Source organism: Rahnella bonaserana, from assembly GCF_019049675.1.
In the GTDB taxonomy this organism is placed as follows: Bacteria; Pseudomonadota; Gammaproteobacteria; order Enterobacterales; family Enterobacteriaceae; genus Rahnella; species Rahnella bonaserana.
In genome coordinates this window covers 117747-137186 of the sequence record NZ_JAFMOW010000060.1, presented here as the reverse complement: position 1 = coordinate 137186, position 19440 = coordinate 117747, and the positions used below count along the sequence as shown (strand labels likewise).

Below are 19440 nucleotides of genomic sequence, written 5' to 3'. Positions count from 1 at the left end.
GTCACAAAAAGTTCATTCTATCCTGTTCCGACTCATTAGGATGCTTCCCGCAGACTGCGGGTTTCGCCACCCCCTCCGGCTTCGTTTGCGCGCAATCCAGGAAAGCCCGTGCGCAAGGAGACAGGTGACGATGGCCGAGAACGAGTTCGAATTCGGGCTCAGTACCGAACAAGGGATGATAGCTGATTTGATCCCCGCGAAAGCCACTCATACTTTGTGGCACGACGGACACCCCGCCCCCGACAGACACCAGTGACAGCACAGCGTGCATCCCGTGCGCTTCCTGAGTAATCATCGGCACAAAACCTGCGCTGGCACACAGGCGGATCACCTGCAGATGAAAGCTTCGCCCTTCATCCATTGGCCACAGAATAAAGGGCTCAGCGGCCAGATCGGCGAGCGTCAGATTTGACCGCTGACTCAGGGGATGATCTTCAGGCAACGCCATACAGAGACGGTCCTGGTCAAAGCGGGTCTTCACGACGTCTTCCGCGTTTTCAAGAGGCGGGATCAGTATCCCGATATCCAGCATCCCATCGCGTAAAGCAGCAATCTGAGAAGCGGTTGTCGCTTCACGCAGTTCAAGACGCACCTGCGGATGGCTTGCCCTGAATTCACGTATCACATCAGGCAGGCGACCATAAAGCGCACTGCCGACATACCCCAGCCGTAAAACCCCTGTTCGTCCCTCAGCCACATCAACCGTTGCGATAAGGGTTTTTTCGGCCTGCCGGAGCGTTTCACGTGCCTCACGCACAAACATCTCCCCTGCCGGCGTCAGGCCAAGTACGCGGTTACCGCGCTCAATCAGCGTGACGCCCAAATCCTCTTCCAGTTTTCTTATCGCATGGGTCAGCGGCGGCTGAGACATATTCAGGCGCTGTGCAGCACGATGAAAATGCAATTCCTCCGCGACGGCGATGAATTGCTCCATCATCCGTAAAGTTATGCGGGCCTGCTTCTCTGTCGCCATGTCCGGCTCTCCCTGTATTCATTGCGCTGGCTGACTGCCGATACAATTAAAGTATCACAGAGCATCATAGTCAGTATTTTATCTATCGTAAGCGTGACTTTATGCTCTCTTCCCAATGAAAGCGTGTTAACGGGAGAAATGAGATGGTGACGTTTAAAGATCAGGTCGTACTTATCACCGGCGCAGCTCGCGGACTGGGCCTGGCGTATGCCCGGTGTATCGGTCAGCTTGGCGCAACGGTTCTGATATATGACATCGGTACCAACTCAGAGGGCGAAGGCGCCGATCCGCAGGTAGCAGAGCGCACGGCTGATACGTTGCGCTCAGAAGGACTGGACGTACGGGTTATCACGGGAGACCTTGGCACACGTGATGGCTGCCATAAACTGTGCGCAGACGCACTGCGTGTTGCCGGGCGGCTGGATGCCGTGATCCATAATGCGGGCTGGGTGGCTTACGAAAAAATCGGGATGATTGAGGAGCGCTCTTTTGACCGCATGATGACTGTCGCGGCAAAGGCGCCTCTCTGGCTTGCCCAGGCGGCCTGGCCCGCAATGAAAGCGGCGGGCTATGGGCGCATCGTGATGACCACCTCTTGCCGGGCGCTTTATCCACAATATGTTCATCAGGGACTGGCCTCGTACGCGGCAGCCAAAATGGCGGTAGTTGGGCTCATGAATGTCCTGGCGGAGGAAGGCAAAGGTGACGGCATTATCGTGAATGCCGTTTCCCCCGTGGCCAAAACACGTATGTGGGGTGCAGAAGAAGAACCTGATGAACTCCTGCCATCGGCAGTGGCTCCGGGCGTGGCATATCTTGCCAGCGCACAATGTACTGAGGGCGGGTGGATCCTGCGTGCGGCGAACGGGCAATTCCATGCCACCAAAGTGGCGGAGGCCGCGGGGGTAGATTACCCCCGAAATCTTCGGGCGGTTCAGGCATCCACCGCTCTGGAGGTTGCGCAAAACTGGGCGTCAATCGCCATTGCCGCAGTGGAACCGCGCTCGTGAATGGCGGTTCGGTGATAGCTGCAGGCCAGGCCATACTGGGGGAATCTCCTATCTGGAGCCGTTCAAGAGCCAGACTCTTATGGGTCGATACGCTGGGGGCCTCTCTGAACTTTTTCGATCCCGCCACGGGCAGAAATTTCAGCCACCCGATGCCCGCGCCGCTCGGTTTTGTTGCAGAAAAAAGTTCGGGTGAGTTACTCCTTGGCATGGGTTGTCATGTTGAGCAAATTGACGCAGCAGGAAACAGATACCGAATCGCCACCGCGCCACACGCACAAGAAGGCTTTCGGCTTAATGACGCGTGTATGGACAGCGCAGACCGCCTGTGGGTCGGACTGATAGATGAAGAACTGAAGGACGGAACAGGTTATCTGTATCGTCTGGATCCTGATGGTCACTGGCACACCCTGGATTCAGGTTTCACACTTATCAATGGCATGCGGTTCAGCCGCGACGGCAAAATACTCTATGTGACGGATTCCCGGCGTGGAGAAATTTATCGCTATGAGTGCGATCCGACATCGGGCGACGTCAGCCATCGGCGCGTCGTTATCAGTATTGATCCCGGCAAAGGCAAGCCTGACGGACTGATCGTCGATCAGAATGGATTTCTGCTCAGTACGCTCTTCGATGGCGCGGCCATCGCGCGGATATCTCCGGAAGGAGAAATTGCCCACCTGATCCCCCTTCCCGTTCAGCGGCCGACAAGCTGTGCGTTTGGTCATAATGAACAATCACTGTATGTCACCTCGGCACGACTTGGGTTTTCGGAAAGGCAGTTAGAACATATGCCATTTGCAGGGGCACTGCTGAAAATTGACTACCAACGCGAAATACAACAACAGGCGATACGGGGGATGAGCCTGCGGTAAATCCATCACAGCGGATGCGAGTGTCATCATATAACACCAATTAAACAAGTAAACGCTTGTTTAATTGCTGGAGGATCGTATAAGTTAGGTGTTCATTCACTTCAGGAAGGACACTGACATGGCTGTTTTACCTACGCATCATGGGGATATTGATTATCTGGATATCGGTCAGGGCGACACGACGCTGTTCCTCATGCCGGGCTGGTGTCAGCCAAAAACCGTCTTCAATGACTTCGCTGAACTGGCCGCCGAATTCTTCCGTGTCGTCATCATTGACTGGCGTGGCCATGGTAAGTCATCGACCGATGGTCAGGATTTTGACGGTGCGGCGTTATTAACCGATGCGTTGACCCTGATTGACCATCTTGGCCTGACCCGCGTTGTGCCTGTTTCCGTCGCGCATGCCAGCTGGATAGCGGTTGATTTAGCAGAAAGTTTGGCGGATCGCGTGCCTCAAGTCATATTTCTTGACTGGATCATGAATGAACCTGCGCCGGCGTTCTTCACGTCGATCAAAGAGATGCAGCGTGAAGACAGCTGGCAATCTGCGCGGGATGAACTGTACGATTTTTGGTTAGCGGGCAGCGACTCGGCCATTATGAATGATCATCTAAAAATCGGGATGTCTGAGTCTGGTTACACACTGTGGCGCCTTGCAGGACAGGTGATTAGCGACGCCTATCATCAATATGGCTCACCGCTCCAGCGTCTGGAAAAACTCAAAAATCCCCCCATGGCTACCCATATCTATTCCCTCAACAGAGATGACGGTTATTTAGCCTTACAGCAGCGTTTTGCTCAGGCGCATGATTTCTTTGATGTGAAACGTCTTGAAGATGCGAGAACTCATCTGGCTGTGCTTGAAAAACCGGGCGATGTGCTGGCGGCGATAATGAATAAGTAAGGGCAAACGTCCCACTTTTAAGAAACAAGACCGTTGATAGTGATCACGGTCTTATCCGACGCTGGGTTCAGTGCTGTATGAACAGGAGAATTCAGGTCAGTTATCGCGTATATCCGTACAAATTAATCCTGCCCGAAAGATATTCACCTAAGTAGACTTCACTGATTTTTTTGAAACCTTGCTCCGCGATCCTGGCTTCTAACCATTCCGCGTCTTTATTAATTATCTCAAGCAGATCGAAGTTTGCTGATCCATCCACGATGATGGGATAACGAATATTCTCGTCGCCGATTTGGATAATCGTTAACTGACCATTCTGTTCGAGGACCACGCGTTTAAGCTGCTCAACTTCATAGATGCCATTAGATCTTAACTTAAACATCAGATCATTAGCTGAAACGCCATTTCTCAAACATTCTTTAACATCCACATTGCCGTTATGTACCAGCGTAATGGGTTTACCATCAATAATCCGCTTCACAAACCGGTTATTTTCTTTCAGAAATTTAAGAATGAAGACCAGCAACGTCCAGATAATTAAGACCAGCACAAATTGCAGTACCGTTATTGATTCATTGTAGATGACACCCCCGATGATACCGCCCAAAACGTAGTTCTGAACCTGATCCATTGCAGATGTCGGGGCAAGATTGCCTTTACCCATAAGGTTGATTTGGACAATCAGGCACAGTATCCCCAGTCCCAATTTGATGATGATAGGTGTGTATATAGGCATTTGATTTCTCGTTATTTTATGATGTTAACTTCCGGGTTTGTTAACCAGACGTCTGTTAAGTTATAGGTGTTTTGATCTGAACTTAAGTTAACCCGGTAATAGCCGTCGTTAACTTTAACGATCACGCCATCGGATAACTGCACTGAGCTGGAATAAATATCATTTATGCTGACATTCTTCTGCCTTGATAATAACGTGACAAAATTAACCATTTGCGACGACTGGGAGTGAATATTTTCACTGTCTGCATAATCTGCATACTGAACACCTGAAACGAACAGCAAAAACAAAAAAGCAATAATCGTTAAATCCCGATATCGGGTCTGCAGGCGATGACGCATATACAAGCTGAAAACGACAATCAAAACAAACAATGTACTAAAAATAATCACATACTTCAGATAATCATTTATATTTGACTGCGTTTGCAGGTAACTTATCCCATAAAAATTCATAGTAAAACCATTCCTTGTTGATTAAGGCTCTCTGCTTTTTATAATTATAGCTATGTATTGTCAATTATCTTGATGATGATTTGGTTTTTTGTTAAAATTAAAGAGTAATTGTCAAATACCTTGAGTGTTACACGGACGTTATTTATACATTAATTTCACAAATTCAAGTAATACAACGACATTCTCTTCTGACTGCCCCGCCTGACAGGATTGAATAAAGGGGCATAACGCATTAACTCTCTTTGCGTACAATTGAATTACAGAATGCTCTTCTCTTTTTTCTCTAATCTGATATCAGCATCATTAATAGCCGTTTCATTACCCCAACCGAGATGTCTGTAAAATTTCGCAGCACGGCTGTTCTTATCGGTTTCCAGCCAGACTACATCATGGTGTTTAAATAACTCTTGCTCAGCAGCCATGACAAGCTTACGCCCTGCCCCTTTATTTTCATATTCCGGGCGAATAAATGCCGCAAAGAGGCAGCCTTCATCCTGTAAAATCATCGAGAAACCGATAATTTTTTCATTATCAACTGCGACCCAGGCACAGGGGTTTTTCAGGATCATATCTGCCACAACGCTTTCAGTGATCCCCATCAGCCGCATTTCCTCACGACTGAGATGATTTTCAATCACCGACGTTCTCACATCGAAAATACTCCCGACATCAGAAACAAGTGCCGGTCTTATGTTTATACCCATCAGATAAGGTCTCAGGCATGATTTAAAATGTGATGATACCAAATATATCAACCAGATACTCACCCGACAGGTTCGTGGCAGAAACGAAAATGGATTTTTCAGCCGCCCTGCGGACGGCTCTCCGCTCAAACTCAATCGTCAGGAGCAAATCTCAAGTTATCGGCAGTTGCCAGAGTCACAAACGGCCCGGCCAGCGTGACATTGTGATGAGCAATAATTTCATTTGCTGATAAAAATTCGTTATCCATAGTTGTATGCGCATCTGAAATCAGCACGGTCCTGAATCCCAGTTCCGAGGCAACCCTGCAGGTTGTGTCGACACAAAATTCTGTTTTCATCCCGGCGATAACCACCCGCTTCACGCCTCGCTGGATGAGCTGAAGCTGCAGGCCGGTATCGCGGAAACAGCTGGGGTGCTTTTTAATAAATACGATATCCCGCTCAACGTTCACGTCCATTTCAGGTATCAGTTGTGTTAACGGACTTTGTTCAGATAAGGGGGAGTCATCGGGTCCGGTGTGGCGGGCGAAAAAGACGGGCACCTGAGCCTGTCTTGCTTTTGCAATCAGCAGACAAATATTTGACAGAACCGCTCCGGCTGAATGCGGAGATGTCGGGCCACGGAAAAGTCCTTGCTGCATATCGATAACGATAAGTGCATTTTCAGATGAAATCATAATGTTTCTCCATTCAGAATATTATGAACGGAGAGATTTTCTTCCCCGTCCGGATTGGCGGGGAGTGAGGATCTGTTTTGTCAGGAGTCAGTCACAGATACGCCCACACCGCCGCAGGTTCCGGTAGTGGTGGTGACTGTGGTTGTTGGCTGAACTGACTTAATCATTTTCTGACCTTAATTTATTTGATGAAAATCAGGCACTGGAAACAGCAGAAATCATAAATACTGATCATTTCTTATAACACTGAGCAAATACCGGATTCAATATATTTAACCTGAATGAAATACAGCCCTTGTTGCCACGAAAAAGAGCCTATACCGGCTTTTGCTCAAAGCTGGCGGTAAGATATTTCATCTCACCAGATGGACGGCCGGAACATGCTTTAGTGCAAGTGGCAGAGCAAAACAGAAAAAAAGCTGGGATTTTGGATTTACGACTGTATATTTAAACAGTTATTTATACAACGAATAGGCCATTTGAAATGAATAGCACTGTTGAAGAGATAAGTTTTGAGATTTGTGAAAATGCTGATGCTGAACAATTATTGCCCATTGAAGAAGGGCTTAATGATTTCAACGATTTAATGACGGGAATCAGTGATCGTAAGCCATTATCGGTATTACTAAAATCAACGAAAACGGGTGAAGTTCTTGGAGGAATGCAAGGACGTTCCTCACTGGGCCTCCTTTTTATAGATCTTTTCTATCTACCACCAGAGCTGCGGAGAATGGGGCTTGGCACAGATATCCTAAATCGCTTCGAGGATGAAGGGCGAAGAAGGGGCTGCACTGCAGCATTTTTGTATACGATAAGCTTTCAGGCTCCTGATTTTTACAAAAAACACGGTTGGGAAGAGTTTGGGCGTATTGACTGCGCGCCGGAAGGAACAAGCCGGATATTTATGAAGAAATCCTTTTAAAATCCAATTTTATCTTTCCGCTGGACGTCCGCTTTTCGCTCTTCGAAATATACAGCTCCTGAAATATCCTGTGAGGAGCTGATTTTGTAATTTCAGCAAAGGGTTGTTAAAATTTATGTTAATTAACGGCCCACAGCAGCGATGCTGCGTCCTTTACCTGACCCAAAGTTGATCAGAAATGAAAACGAATATCCCCTCCTGGCTGCAGCAAACTGCGATCCTGCTCTTATGGGGGCTGGTTTATTATTTATCAGGATTGATGTCTCTCAAATTTGACGACACAAATTCTGCGATTGCTATCGTGTGGTTTCCTCCTGGCGTGGCGGTAGCGGCCTTTTTATCTGCCCGCTGGCGCCATTATCCCGCGCTTATCCTTATCTTTGTTCTGGCGAGCGTACTACAGGACCGGGCCTGGCAGAATCTCCCCACTTTTCTTATCTCAGTGGGTTATTCACTCCTCGAAATGCCAGCCAACGTTCTCATTGCCTGGATCGTCCGGCGCTTCGCGCGGCCAAATGATGATCTGCACGTCATTATTTTGTGGATATGCTCCACTTTTGTCATCAGCATGTTGGATGCGCTAATCGTGGCGGGAGGTTACGCGTTCCTCAGCGGACAGCCGATAATGACAACTATCTGGAACGGTTTCGTTGCTGACGTGACCGGGATTTTCTTTGCCACAACTGTGGTGATGGGTTTCGTGAACAAGCGTGGGCATCAGGCTTTCCTCCCCTGGACGAAGCAGCTGGGAGGCCTTGCCTTGTTGCTATCGATCTGTGCCCTGACAGTATTTATTTTCGGCTATAGTGACACATGGCTTAAAACCGAAGCTCCCGCGCTCTATTTCGCCCTTTCCTGCTTGCCTATTGTCCTGAGTTTGATGCTCGCCCTGGTATGGGGCAACCGTGGAGGATCCATCGGCCTGCTGGTATTGGGGCTGATTGTCATCCATTTTACCGACATGCATCAGGGTCCGTTCTTTCTGCGCAACCTTAGCCTCGTCGAGTCACTGCTACTGGCGCTAAGCTATCTATCTGCGACAGCATTGCTCATCGTATTTGTACGCGTATTAAGACGCTCGACAACCCGTTTCAATCCAGATACAGGCAGGCTTTCAGGTAACGGCGTACTTTACAGACTTGAGCCTGAAACTGGCAAGTTTACCTGGGAAAATGATCTCTCTTCGCTGCTGGATTCTGCTTCTCTGACAGAGTTCGATACGGTTGAGAAAGTGCTAAGTCATGTACATCCTTCAGACAGAGAAAAACTCAATCAACACTGGTTTAATTCGATGTCGAGCCAGCACGATACCGTCATTTTTCGTATTAAGTCGAATAATGATGAGTGGCTAACGCTGGTAGACAGCGGCGGTATCACCATGGCAAATGCTGACTCGTTGATTATTGTCGGGAACTGGCAGTCCAGCCATTACGATTTGGCTATTTAAACTCAGACGTCATGATTTAATAAAGAGAGACCGACTTGTGATACAGATTGCATTATTATTGTTCGGCGTTGATTTTATGCGTTACTGGGGCAAATATCTGATCCTGTTTGGGAGCCTGTGGAGCCTGTTCGGATTGGCCATCTTCCTCGACGGTCTGGACGGAGTGACGTACTTCCCTCTACGATTTTTTGGCTTGCTTTTGCTCACGGAAAGTTTAGTGACGCTAAGCATAGCGTCGGGAGGCATCGGTGCACAAAAAGCGCTCCTCTACTTTAAGGGGGGCATCTTTTGTTTCGTCTCGCTTCTTATCTTATCAAACCAGTCTTATAGCAATTTGCTCCTGGCGATCGTATTCGGATTTGCCTATTTCGTGATTGGTCTGTTTGTGATTTTCTCAGCGTGGATTGTGCGTTTCCCGAACTGGAAGAGTTCTTTTTTCAACGGCATGGCACAAATCGTTTTTGCCATTTTCATATTCAGTCCCTACCCAACACATTACAAAGCTACGGTCTCTTTCTTCCTGGGAACACTGATGGTTTTCAGCGGTATTCATACCGTACGCCTTGCTCTTCGGGTTATGCGACTGCAGGAAGGGACTTCTGTATTCGAACTTTTAGCGCCTGAAGGTATAGGTTTTGAGTTGAAAAAAAGTGGCACGTTAAAGTCAGACGTTACTTCGCAAGTGATTACTGATTTTCGCGAACCCCTCACCGTTCATATATGGACGCCAGAAGGAACAGCCAGCGCATCAACTATTCCGCGCCCGTTGATCAACCGTTACATAGCCGCAGTAGACTCAGAAGGTGTGATATCAACCGGCCACGCTGCGCTGGAAGTTCCTGACAGTATTTACATCAGCCTTTACCCAGCGGAAGATATCGACCGTTCGCCATCGGAGTTTTTGAATACACTTAAAGCAACACGTGATAACGATGTTTTGGGAAGGTTCCAGCCTGACTATGCCACCGAGGCGGCTGAATGGTGCCACTCAGATCGGAAAATTTGTTTCACCAGATATAACGGAAAAGCTTTACACCGTTTTTGGAGTGACTACAAATTAACAAAAACCTATAACCTGACCTATCGCAACTGTTCAAGCAGTGTTGCCTACGCGCTGGAAAACGCCCTGGATGGTGTGCTCTCCGGACGTACTGAAAGCTGGCTATCCATAATCAGAACGCTCACTATGCCTGAGCTTTGGGTTGCCGCTCAGTTACGCAAACGCGCTATCTCAATGGCCTGGACGCCAGGTCTGGTGATGGATTACTCCAGGGCGCTGCGCAGCATCATCCATCCTGTACCAAAGCCCTGGTACCAACGCGTTCGCTTCAAACGGCATGACAACAGCGAGGGCGATGAATAGCGCACTGACGGGATATCTTGGGAGTCAGTCAGTGGGTAACGGATTTAGAGAACAGCTGGATAATCAAAATTCCCACAGCAATAAAAACCATGCCCATGATGGCAGGAAGATCGAGCTTCTGCTTATAAAACAGAAATGACATTATGGAAACCAAAAAGATCCCCATCCCCGCCCAAATCGCGTAAGCGATACCAATATTCATGGTCTTGACCACCTGGGAAAGACCATAAAAAGAAATAGCATATCCCACCACCACAACCATGCTTGGGATTATTCGGGTAAAGCCATCTGAAGCTTTCATCATGGTTGTGGCCAGCGTTTCAGCGCAGATAGAAATGGCGAGAATAATATAAGTGTTGAGCATCTTCTTTCCTCTTATGCAAAATATTTGGAAGAGTATATAACCCGACTCAATCTAAAGTTTAAACAACCGGGAAATCATCCGCTATTAAACACGTCGCGGCGGCAACCGAAGCTCAGGGCCTACATCCACGCCACGTCTGGACATGAATTTTGTTTCTGATGCTTTGGTTGACGGGCGACGACTTCGTCTGTAGACGGAGATCGACCTTTTTACCCGCAAATGCCTGGGGATATGCGGGTGGCGTAATCGGCGCTCGTCAGAAGTGACCCGGATGCTGCACAGGATAGCGCTCAGTCTCCTTTTACCGCAGTTGATGAAAACCGCTAATGGTTCTGAATATGCAGCCAGAATGAAGCCAGGTATTCCTGATTATGGCTGGTTCACATACGGGGAGCAGGTCAAGATCCTGCATGACTCACTGAGCGTTGTATCAAATCCTGAGTGCAGGTCATTTTAAATAAACCTGGTTAAAATTGTTCCATTTTTTTTCCACATAATTAATAAAATCTAAAAACAGAGGGGAATAATAGGGTCTATGCATCCAGACGAGATAGACGGGTATATTAGCCAGTTTCCAGTCAGGAATGATCTGCACAAGCTTTCCGTCGCGGATATGTGTTAATGCTAGCCATTTGGGTGTACCCAGAAGCAGCCCTTTCCCTTCAAGGAGTAAGTTGAAAAGAGCCAGAAAATCGTTAGATTTAATAGAAGGTTTGTGATTTTTGTCCAGAAAAACAATTTCATCCCCTTTTGAAAAAATCATATTATCTTTTAGATTACAATTATCCACCATCAACAGGGTATGCCCTTCGAAATTGTCGGGCCTGTCTAAAGCATTAAATTTTTTAATGTATTCAGGAGAGGCACAGCTAATAAGCTCAACAGAGCTTAGTTCTCTATGTACCAGTTCTGGTCTTTGAATATTCCCGTATTGAAGTGCTACATGATCGAAGTTTTTTACATCATGATTGAATTCAAAAAGCTCCTGTGATTTTATCTCAATCCTGGCCATAGGGTTTTGGATTATATATTCACTTGTCCAATGATTAGCAAGCAACTGACATACTACAGAGGGTACGGAAAATTTTATGTCCCCCTGAATTAAGAGTTCAGGATTCTGCAATTCAGACAGCAGGGATTGAAAGGATTCAGTAATATTCTTCGCTTTACTATACGCAATATGACCCGCAGAAGTGATTTCAAAATTACGAGCATCCCTCTTAATCAGCATCGTTTGGACATAATCCTCTAACCTGGATATAGCCTTACTCACGGTGCTGACACTGACACCGAGCTCACGAGCAGCAAGAGAAAGGTTCTCCTTCTCAATTGTCTTTATAAAAATCACCCAATCACGAAGCTCGCGAGTGTTATTATATTTCAAGTTTCACCTGCAAAGAAATAAAAACAAAATTTACTATAGCATGAAATTTTAAATAAGGGATAAACATGATGCTCTGGTAACTATATAGCATAATTCTCTATTATGTTATTTTATTGTGTAGCTAACTACATAATTCCTATTTTTCCAATTTGGAAAAGTTAATTTTCTCATTTGTTCATTCACTTGTTTGAAATGTAAATGTATTATAAACAAATTGATTTTTTTAGGTTTAACATTTGAATAGAATGAGAACTAATCATGAAAAAAAAGCATTTAATACCTTTAGGTTTACTCATTGTTTTTTCTCTTTCTCAGGGGTTAAGTTATTTCAAAATCTGTATCCCTCATGCTATTAAGAGAACTGCAAGAGCAGTCGCCAACGGGTACTTCATAAAAATATTTGTATTGATTGCGTTATATTGAAAATTTAAATTATTTTAAAAGATTGAAATTATGAATAAAATGCTTAAGAAAATATTTGGCTGGGAATGTTCTTCATTCGACATATATCAACAGAGTTATTACAAGTTTGGAGGGAGTGTCAATACACACCCTAAAATATTGCAGTATCTTTTAGATAAGAAAATATGCGAAATAGATTTTTATCATTATAAAGAGAAAGGTACCGTTCAAGGCTGTTTTTTTGAAATCAGTAACAAGATTGGCGTTAATCTGTGGAGAACATATCCCATAACGAGTGATGAAATCATATTGCCTGTAAATATAAATAAAAAAGTATTCCTCCCTGGGCGTTCAAATAAGATATCCTCTGCCCATTCCAACCATTTTTATAACGCAATTTTCACGAAGTTCAGACCAAAAAAGAAATTTATATGTCTGGCCAAAGATGATTTTTCAAAAAAGAGCCATAAAAACCGAAGAAATGAATTCAATAAATTCATTAAAGAGGGAGGGGTCGTTAAAAACGTAAACGAACTACAACCAGAACAACTTGCCAATATATATGTGCTTCTTTTCAAAAAAAGATTCCAGGATAATGTGAAATGCTACAATGAAGAAATTTTGATAGATTTTTTCACATACTTTAAAGATATGATTTTTGGTTATGTTCTTTTTATTGATGGTTCGTTACCCTGCGCATATGATTTCATACTTAAGGCAGAGTCGGATAAATGGATATATTTTGATGTGCCTAATGGTGGTGTAGATCCGGATTACTCACATCTGAGCGTCGGAAGTATACTTATGTGGCTGAATATAAATGAAGCAGACAAGTTATGTAATGATAAAAACAAAAAGAGGCTATTTTCAATTGGATTATATGATCCCAAGTGGGATTATAAAACGCGTTGGTGCAATAAGGTGCCTGTGGGTAAAACAATCTTCATGTAAATAGGACCTCAGTTGTCGCCGGTTCGCATTTTATACTGCAACTGCAAACAGACCCGTTTTTGTTCCACGCACTTTTTGAGATCACGGCCAGATTGCTCCCTTCCCAATATCAGTGCCAGGATAAATCAGAGGTCCGGGCGAGATATACCTGCTGATCAAAGCCTTGCTCAGATTTGAGTCAAATCAATAAACGCGCAGGTATTGTTGCGGATGTGGGATCGGAACTGTAATTTTCCATTGAGCGGGATTCGACGAGAAATTTATTACTTTACTAACATCCTGTTATTCGGTGCATTTTCGGGTCTGCGATTGCCCAGTTTTGTAGGATAATGATGTACGGTTTACGGGATACAACGCTTTATTAACAGGATAATGGGATGCTTGAACTGTTTGATGTGAGCTATGAAGAGCTCAGAATGACCAGAGTAGATGAACTTTACCGGCTAAGAAAAACAACCTTCAGTGATCGCCTGGGATGGGAAGTAGTTTGCCAGCAAGATATGGAGTTTGATGAGTTCGACAATGACTCAACACGCTATATTCTCGGACTGTGTAAGGGGAAACTCGTTTGCAGCGTGCGCTTTACCGCTCTCGACCAGCCAAACATGATAACCCATACGTTTCGGGCGTGTTTTGATTCGGTTCCACTTCCTTCTGCGGGAGTTGAATCGAGCCGGTTCTTTGTCGACAAATTGCGCGCCCGGGAGCTTCTCGGCGAACGATATCCTGTCAGTCAGGCACTTTTTCTTGCCATGATAAACTGGGCTCAGGATAACGGACACACCGGTATTTATACCATCGTAAGTCGCGCCATGTTGAAGATATTGAAACGCTCAGGCTGGCAAATTCAGACACTTAAAGAGGCATTTCTTAGTGAGCGGGAACGCATCTATCTGATCTATCTTCCTGCCGGGCAGGAAGATCAGCTGAACATGGCCAGAGGACTTAACAGCCAAACAGACTCTTTGTTTACCTGGCCGCTGACGCTGCCGGTATAATCAGCTCCAGTTCAACGCCCAGCCTGATTGCCTGGCGGGCGTTACTGACACCCAGCTTAGCAACGACATTTCCCATATGAAACTTTATCGTACTGACTGAAACGCCGATAATAGTCGCAATTTCTGCATAGGTCTTCCCCATGCTGGCCCAGTAAAGCACCTCATTTTCACGTATTGTGAAAATGTTATTTTCCTTTCTTGCCGTCATCTGACGCCCACGGGCTGGTATACCACCAACAAGCCGATACATTTGTTCATTTATATCGATGAGAAGCATCTGCAAGTTCCCACGTTCAGAAGTAAGTCGCTCTTCCAACTCTTGCTGGCTATGGTCGGCAATGATAAAAGACAGCAATGCCAGATTACCCATCTGGTCATGCAGCACAAAGGTATAGCCATTCAGAATGTTGTACTGTCTGGAAAGGGAAAAGATTTTTGTAAATTTCAGTTCAGACATCAGCGTGATGTTTTCATCCCACGCAAAGGGAGAGGTTCTTTTGAATGCGGTGAGTATTACCGGGTCGGTAAGCTGAAAATTGTTGGTCCGATAGAGATTGACCCACTCATCAGGATAACTTGAGATGATGAGGACTTCTGCAGGATTTTTTTTCCGCACCACTGTATAGGCGTAGTCAGGACTTCCAAGGGGACACAGTTTACGGTCGATATAATCTTTCAATGTTTCAGTGATCGTGTGATTTTGTTCAAAAGCACTAAACATACTGACTCCCTGAGGGCTGCTTATCCCTTAATGCCGACATCTATACTTAAGTACAGGTTTTTTCAGGACTTAAGTACAACTTACGGCCCATTACAATCAATGATACCTTCTTTTACGAAAAAGAAACCTCACACACTGCTCCGAACAATGTGTGAGGAGGCCAATGGACGGCCAACACCAGGGAAACACTCGTACTAAAAAACTATAATAAATTAAATTTTAAGAATATAAAATTTTTTTGATGAAAGCGCCCGCTGGGTGCTTTTTTTTTACCCGATCAAGCCGGATAACAAGGCCGGCAGAACCGGCCATTATGCGGGGAGGTGATGAACAAACCTTTTTGCCTGCCCGACATTTATGCAGAAACCTTCTCATCGTCAGGGCGGATCCTGAACCAGATTGCATACATTGCAGGTAAAAAGACGAGAGTAATAATGGTGCCGCCGAAAGTACCGCCAATCAGTGTATATGCCAGCGTTCCCCAGAACACCGAGTGCGTCAGGGGAATAAAAGCCAGAATAGCTGCTAGTGCTGTCAGTAAGACGGGTCGCGCGCGTTGTACGGTGGCTTCCACGATGGCACGGAAAGGGCTAAGGCCTTCCTGCTCATTGTGATGAATTTGGCCTATCAGAATCAGTGTGTTACGCATCAGAATGCCGGACAGTGCAATGAGCCCTACCAGTGCGTTGATGCCAAAAGGTTGCTGGAAGAGAAGCAGCGTAGGCACCACCCCCACCAGCCCCAGCGGCGCCGTCATAAACACCATGATCATTGCCGACATCGATCTCACCTGCACGATGATAATGAGCAGCGTAAGGGCAATCATTATCGGGAATAGCGGCAACATTGCCTGGGTGGCCTTGCCTGACTCCTCGATGGCCCCCGCCTGCTCAATGTGATACCCCGGCGGCAAGGAGGCGATGACAGGCTGAAGCTTGCGCGTGATGGCTGCCGACACATCTGGTGGCTGCAATCCGTCGGCGATATCACCACGAACCGTAATCGTCGGCATTCTGTCGCGACGACGCAGCAGCGGATCCTCCATGCGAACTTCGGTTTCACCCAGTTGCGAAAGGGGGATGCGCTGCCCCCCGGCACCAGCGAGCGTCAGTGCGCCAAGCTGAGCCGGATCGAGACGTACCTCTCCCGCCGCCCTGCCTGTGACCTCCACAGAACGAATATCTTCACGGATCGCCGTGACAGGCGCACCGCTGAGCAGAAACTGCAGCTGCCGGGCTGCGTCGGCGGGTGTCAGTCCCATAGCCTGCAGCCGGTCCTGATTTAACGCGAAATGTATCACCGGTACCCGTGAACCCCAGTCGGTATTAACCGTACGCATCATCGGGCTGGCTTGCATCAGGGCTTTCACCCTGGTGGCGAGCTGGCGAAGAACGTCAGGATCGGGTCCTGTTACCCGATAAGCAACCGGGTATGGGGAGTAAGGACCAAACACAAGCTGGGTAACACGCACCTGTGCCTCAGGCGCGAGCCCGTCAGCCACGGTTTCACGCAGGCGTTGTTTTAGCGCATCGCGTTCATGCTCACTTCTGGTGAGCACCACAATTTTCGCGAAAGACGGATCCGGCAGCTCTGGTGCCATCGCCAGATAGAAACGCGGCGCGCCCTGGCCGATATACGCAGTTACCGTCTGCGTCTCTTTTTGCTCACGCAGCCAGCGCTCAATTCGGGCAGCCGTGATACTCGTTTGTTCAATTGAGGTGCCGTAAGGCATCTGGACTTCAACCAAGACTTCCGGGCGATCGGAGGTGGGGAAAAATTGTTTCTTCACCAGCCCCATACCGAGTATGGCGATGATAAAGCAGCCAATCACCGCGCCTGCAACCCACCACTTACGCCGGATAACCAGAGTCAGCCATTGTCTGAAGCGATTATAATGACGGGTGTTGTAAATCGCCGTGTGACCGCCTTCTACTGGCTTAATATCAGGCAACATTTTCACACCGAGATAAGGGCTAAAGATCACCGCTACTACCCAGGAGGTGATCAGCGCAATCCCCACAATCCAGAACATGTTGCTGGTGTATTCCCCGGCGGTCGACTGCGCAAATCCGTTGGGCATAAATCCGACAGCAGTGACCAGCGTCCCCGCGAGCATTGGGGCTGCCGTATGGCTCCAGGCATAGGCCGAGGCCTTGATACGGTCGTAGCCCTCTTCCATTTTGACCACCATCATCTCCAGCGCAATGATAGCGTCATCGACCAGCAGGCCCAGCGCGAGGATAAGCGAGCCAAGCGTAATGCGATCGAAATTTTTTCCGGTGGCGGCCATCACGACGAAAACCACGGCGAGGGTTAGCGGCACGGCGGCGGCGACTACAATGCCAACCCGCCAGCCCATGCTGATGAAACACACGACCATCACGACCAGAAGAGCCACGAAGAACTTGATCATGAACTCATCGACAGCAGCACTGATATTGACGGCCTGATCGGAAACGTTAGTCAGCGTCATGCCCAGCGGCATCTCTTCATTAATCGTACTGACTTCTTGTTTTAGTGCTTTACCCAGTTCGAGGCCGTTCCAGCCCTCACGCATTACCACGCTCAGCATCAGCGCAGGCTCACCATCGTTACGAATAAGAAAATCCGGGGGATCGATATAACCGCGCTCTACCTTAGCGATATCCGCCAGCCGTAAAGTATGATTACCGGCAACAACGGGGGTATTACGAATTTTCTCCAGCGTATCCAGCGCACCGTCAAGACGGATAAAGACTTCAGGTCCGCGTGTCTGTATCGAACCTGCGGGCGACAAAACGTTCTGAGCATTAAGGGCATTAAAAATTTGTTCCGGTGAAATGCCGAGTGTGGCGAGCCGGTCATGGGAAAAAGAGACATAGATACGCTCGGCCTGCTCACCGGTAATGGTGACTTTTTTCACCCCGGGCACATGGAGAAGTTGCTGACGAAGCTTCTCGGCGTCACGCGTCAGAAAGCGCTGTGGCTCCCCTTTTGCCTTAAGGGCATACAGCGCGAACACCACATCGGAAAATTCATCGTTAACCATCGGCGCGGCCACCCCCGCGGGCAGATTACGCGCCTCATCACTGAGCTTTTTGCGCGCCTGATAAAACTGCTCCTCCACTTCTGACGGAGGGGTACTGTCCTGCAGGGAAAGCATGGTGTAAGCCATTCCCGGGCGGGTATAAGTCTCTGTACGGTCATACCACTTCAGCTCCTGCAGGCGCTTCTCAAGAGGTTCCGCCACCAGGTCCTGCATCTCCTGTGCGGTAGCGCCGGGCCAGGCAGTGATCACCGTCAGCTGTTTGACGGTAAACGGGGGATCCTCCGCCCTGCCCAGTCCGAGAAAAGCGATTAGCCCAGCAACGGCTATCAGGATTATCAGGAACAACGTGATTGACCGTTCGCGCACGGCCAGCGCCGACAAATTGAAGCGATGGCGACTCATGGTGCGATCCCCTCAGTGCCAGCCAAAGCCGTTCTCACGGTTTCGCCTTCACGAAGCAGATGTGCCCCCAGCGCAGCCACCTGCTGTCCGGCAGTAAACGCGCCTGAAACGCGCGCGCTGTCGTCGCTGATGCCGAGTATCGTGACCGCATGCCATTTCACTTTTGCGGGGTTGCCTTCCACCACCCATACGCCAGAACCCTGTCCGGCATCCCATACTGCACTGAGCGGCACCGACCACGAGGTTGAGGTCGCTGAAGATTCAGGGATGTGCAGGGTCACGGTTGAGCCTAACGGGGCACTGGCCGCCGCGCCGCTCAGCACATAGCGCGCCTCAAAGGTACGCGTCGCGTTATCCGCGGAATCTGACAGCTCCCGCAATCTGGCTTCACTGACACTCTGACTGCCGTACATGACGGCAGACGCGACCGAACCGACCTGCGGACGCAGCGTCTCCGGGAGACTCACCATCGCCTCGCGCTGTCCGGCACGTGCAAGACGCACTACCGTTTGTCCCGCGCTGACGACCTGCCCGGGATCGGCGAGCGTATCCACCACCACGCCATCAGCATCTGCGCTAAGAACGACGTACTGAGACGCGTTGAGGGCTACGCGCGCCTGCGCCTGAGCGGCACTCAGCTCGGCGCGCGCCGAATCTGCCGCAGCACGAACCTGACTGTAAGCCGAAGCAGAAATCGCACCGCCCCCCACCAGACTGCGATAGCGTTTTTCATCCTCGCCGGTCTGACGGGCGCGAGCCTGCGCGGCGGTCACTGCATCCTGAGCAGCGCGTGCCTGTAGTGCAAGATCAGCAGGATCCAGGCGCAGTAGTGGCTGGCCTCGCGTGACGCTTTGTCCTTTGTCCACCATCCGCTCCAGCACTTTACCTGATACGCGAAAACCGAGGTCCCCCTGAAAACGCGCGGCCACAATACCGTTAAAAACGCGTGATTGTTCCTGAGCAGGCTTTACCCCGGACGTCCTGATAAGCGGTGGCCGGGTGCGGGGATCGTCAGTTGCAGTTGAAGGATCACCGCAAGCGGTCAGCAGGAGCGGAAGCAGACAGGTGGCGGACAAAAAGAGAGTGTGCCGGAGCATGGGTTGCCTTACTTAAAAAAAGTATGAGCA

General features: G+C 48.3%; 18 protein-coding genes. 8 read left to right on the top strand and 10 right to left on the bottom strand.

Annotated elements, in window-relative coordinates; all coding sequences use genetic code 11:
- Window position 1 precedes the first annotated feature (1 nt).
- Entirely contained in the window at window positions 2-973 is a 972-nt protein-coding gene (locus tag J1778_RS10260) for a LysR substrate-binding domain-containing protein (RefSeq protein WP_217173094.1), read from the bottom strand.
- Between the two features lie 143 nt (window positions 974-1116).
- Here J1778_RS10260 and J1778_RS10255 point away from each other — a divergent pair, with 143 nt between their 5' ends.
- The 3 genes from J1778_RS10255 (at window position 1117) to J1778_RS10245 (ending at window position 3759) form a co-directional block, all read left to right on the top strand.
- Window positions 1117-1983 carry an SDR family NAD(P)-dependent oxidoreductase gene (locus J1778_RS10255; RefSeq protein ID WP_217173093.1) on the top strand — a complete coding sequence of 289 codons (867 nt, stop codon included), beginning with the start codon at window positions 1117-1119 and terminating at the stop codon, window positions 1981-1983.
- Window positions 1980-2855: an SMP-30/gluconolactonase/LRE family protein gene (locus J1778_RS10250; RefSeq protein ID WP_217173092.1), complete on the top strand. Its 876-nt coding sequence runs from the start codon at window positions 1980-1982 to the stop codon at window positions 2853-2855. Before J1778_RS10255 ends, J1778_RS10250 begins: the two co-directional genes overlap by 4 nt.
- A gap of 118 nt (window positions 2856-2973) precedes the next feature.
- Window positions 2974-3759, top strand: a complete 786-nt coding sequence (locus tag J1778_RS10245; RefSeq protein ID WP_217173091.1) for an alpha/beta fold hydrolase — start codon at window positions 2974-2976, stop codon at window positions 3757-3759.
- A 100-nt stretch (window positions 3760-3859) separates the two neighbouring features.
- On the opposite strand, the gene J1778_RS10240 is transcribed toward J1778_RS10245, so the two are convergent.
- From J1778_RS10240 to J1778_RS10225, 4 genes are all read right to left on the bottom strand, one after another.
- Window positions 3860-4495 carry a DUF421 domain-containing protein gene (locus J1778_RS10240; protein ID WP_217173090.1) on the bottom strand — a complete coding sequence of 212 codons (636 nt, stop codon included), beginning with the start codon at window positions 4493-4495 and terminating at the stop codon, window positions 3860-3862.
- A gap of 11 nt (window positions 4496-4506) precedes the next feature.
- Window positions 4507-4950: a DUF3290 domain-containing protein gene (locus tag J1778_RS10235; RefSeq protein WP_217173089.1), complete on the bottom strand. Its 444-nt coding sequence runs from the start codon at window positions 4948-4950 to the stop codon at window positions 4507-4509.
- A gap of 257 nt (window positions 4951-5207) precedes the next feature.
- Window positions 5208-5654, bottom strand: coding sequence for a GNAT family N-acetyltransferase (locus tag J1778_RS10230; RefSeq protein ID WP_217173088.1), 447 nt, complete (start codon window positions 5652-5654; stop codon window positions 5208-5210).
- Window positions 5655-5785: 131 nt separating this feature from the next.
- Entirely contained in the window at window positions 5786-6331 is a 546-nt protein-coding gene (locus tag J1778_RS10225; protein WP_217173087.1) for a cysteine hydrolase family protein, read from the bottom strand.
- A gap of 484 nt (window positions 6332-6815) precedes the next feature.
- On the opposite strand from J1778_RS10225, the gene J1778_RS10220 reads away from it, so the two are divergent.
- The 3 genes from J1778_RS10220 to J1778_RS10210 all read left to right on the top strand — a co-directional run bounded on the left by J1778_RS10220 (window position 6816) and on the right by J1778_RS10210 (window position 10063).
- Entirely contained in the window at window positions 6816-7253 is a 438-nt protein-coding gene (locus tag J1778_RS10220) for a GNAT family N-acetyltransferase (protein ID WP_217173086.1), read from the top strand.
- Between the two features lie 178 nt (window positions 7254-7431).
- Entirely contained in the window at window positions 7432-8700 is a 1269-nt protein-coding gene (locus tag J1778_RS10215) for an MASE1 domain-containing protein (RefSeq protein WP_217173085.1), read from the top strand.
- A gap of 37 nt (window positions 8701-8737) precedes the next feature.
- Window positions 8738-10063 carry an HdeD family acid-resistance protein gene (locus tag J1778_RS10210; protein ID WP_217173084.1) on the top strand — a complete coding sequence of 442 codons (1326 nt, stop codon included), beginning with the start codon at window positions 8738-8740 and terminating at the stop codon, window positions 10061-10063.
- Between the two features lie 28 nt (window positions 10064-10091).
- On the opposite strand, the gene J1778_RS10205 is transcribed toward J1778_RS10210, so the two are convergent.
- Both J1778_RS10205 and J1778_RS10200 read right to left on the bottom strand, forming a co-directional pair.
- Window positions 10092-10427 (bottom strand): DMT family transporter, encoded by a 336-nt coding sequence (locus J1778_RS10205; protein WP_217173083.1) that lies wholly within the window; start codon window positions 10425-10427, stop codon window positions 10092-10094.
- A gap of 448 nt (window positions 10428-10875) precedes the next feature.
- Window positions 10876-11811, bottom strand: coding sequence for a LysR family transcriptional regulator (locus J1778_RS10200; RefSeq protein ID WP_217173082.1), 936 nt, complete (start codon window positions 11809-11811; stop codon window positions 10876-10878).
- A gap of 453 nt (window positions 11812-12264) precedes the next feature.
- Between J1778_RS10200 and J1778_RS10195 the strand changes: the two genes are divergently transcribed.
- Window positions 12265-13164, top strand: a complete 900-nt coding sequence (locus tag J1778_RS10195) for a GNAT family protein (protein ID WP_217173081.1) — start codon at window positions 12265-12267, stop codon at window positions 13162-13164.
- A gap of 377 nt (window positions 13165-13541) precedes the next feature.
- Window positions 13542-14162 (top strand): acyl-homoserine-lactone synthase, encoded by a 621-nt coding sequence (locus tag J1778_RS10190; protein ID WP_217173080.1) that lies wholly within the window; start codon window positions 13542-13544, stop codon window positions 14160-14162.
- On the opposite strand, the gene J1778_RS10185 is transcribed toward J1778_RS10190, so the two are convergent.
- The 3 genes from J1778_RS10185 to J1778_RS10175 all read right to left on the bottom strand — a co-directional run bounded on the left by J1778_RS10185 (window position 14134) and on the right by J1778_RS10175 (window position 19410).
- On the bottom strand, window positions 14134-14883 hold the full coding sequence (locus J1778_RS10185; RefSeq protein WP_217173079.1) for a helix-turn-helix transcriptional regulator: 750 nt from the start codon (window positions 14881-14883) through the stop codon (window positions 14134-14136). The genes J1778_RS10190 and J1778_RS10185 overlap by 29 nt on opposite strands.
- A 355-nt stretch (window positions 14884-15238) precedes the next feature.
- Window positions 15239-18313 (bottom strand): efflux RND transporter permease subunit, encoded by a 3075-nt coding sequence (locus J1778_RS10180; protein WP_217173078.1) that lies wholly within the window; start codon window positions 18311-18313, stop codon window positions 15239-15241.
- Window positions 18310-19410 carry an efflux RND transporter periplasmic adaptor subunit gene (locus J1778_RS10175; protein ID WP_217173077.1) on the bottom strand — a complete coding sequence of 367 codons (1101 nt, stop codon included), beginning with the start codon at window positions 19408-19410 and terminating at the stop codon, window positions 18310-18312. The genes J1778_RS10180 and J1778_RS10175 overlap by 4 nt, the downstream gene beginning before the upstream one ends.
- Window positions 19411-19440 lie beyond the last annotated feature (30 nt).

What these genes read in the sequence shown, in the direction of transcription:
- J1778_RS10260 (WP_217173094.1), bottom strand. Translation starts at nt 973, where the DNA reads ATGGCGACAGAGAAGCAGGCCCGCATAACTTTACGGATGATGGAGCAA.
- J1778_RS10255 (WP_217173093.1), top strand. Translation starts at nt 1,117, where the DNA reads ATGGTGACGTTTAAAGATCAGGTCGTACTTATCACCGGCGCAGCTCGC.
- J1778_RS10245 (WP_217173091.1), top strand. Translation starts at nt 2,974, where the DNA reads ATGGCTGTTTTACCTACGCATCATGGGGATATTGATTATCTGGATATC.
- J1778_RS10240 (WP_217173090.1), bottom strand. Translation starts at nt 4,495, where the DNA reads ATGCCTATATACACACCTATCATCATCAAATTGGGACTGGGGATACTG.
- J1778_RS10235 (WP_217173089.1), bottom strand. Translation starts at nt 4,950, where the DNA reads ATGAATTTTTATGGGATAAGTTACCTGCAAACGCAGTCAAATATAAAT.
- J1778_RS10230 (WP_217173088.1), bottom strand. Translation starts at nt 5,654, where the DNA reads ATGGGTATAAACATAAGACCGGCACTTGTTTCTGATGTCGGGAGTATT.
- J1778_RS10225 (WP_217173087.1), bottom strand. Translation starts at nt 6,331, where the DNA reads ATGATTTCATCTGAAAATGCACTTATCGTTATCGATATGCAGCAAGGA.
- J1778_RS10220 (WP_217173086.1), top strand. Translation starts at nt 6,816, where the DNA reads ATGAATAGCACTGTTGAAGAGATAAGTTTTGAGATTTGTGAAAATGCT.
- J1778_RS10215 (WP_217173085.1), top strand. Translation starts at nt 7,432, where the DNA reads ATGAAAACGAATATCCCCTCCTGGCTGCAGCAAACTGCGATCCTGCTC.
- J1778_RS10205 (WP_217173083.1), bottom strand. Translation starts at nt 10,427, where the DNA reads ATGCTCAACACTTATATTATTCTCGCCATTTCTATCTGCGCTGAAACG.
- J1778_RS10195 (WP_217173081.1), top strand. Translation starts at nt 12,265, where the DNA reads ATGAATAAAATGCTTAAGAAAATATTTGGCTGGGAATGTTCTTCATTC.
- J1778_RS10190 (WP_217173080.1), top strand. Translation starts at nt 13,542, where the DNA reads ATGCTTGAACTGTTTGATGTGAGCTATGAAGAGCTCAGAATGACCAGA.
- J1778_RS10185 (WP_217173079.1), bottom strand. Translation starts at nt 14,883, where the DNA reads ATGTTTAGTGCTTTTGAACAAAATCACACGATCACTGAAACATTGAAA.
- J1778_RS10180 (WP_217173078.1), bottom strand. Translation starts at nt 18,313, where the DNA reads ATGAGTCGCCATCGCTTCAATTTGTCGGCGCTGGCCGTGCGCGAACGG.
- J1778_RS10175 (WP_217173077.1), bottom strand. Translation starts at nt 19,410, where the DNA reads ATGCTCCGGCACACTCTCTTTTTGTCCGCCACCTGTCTGCTTCCGCTC.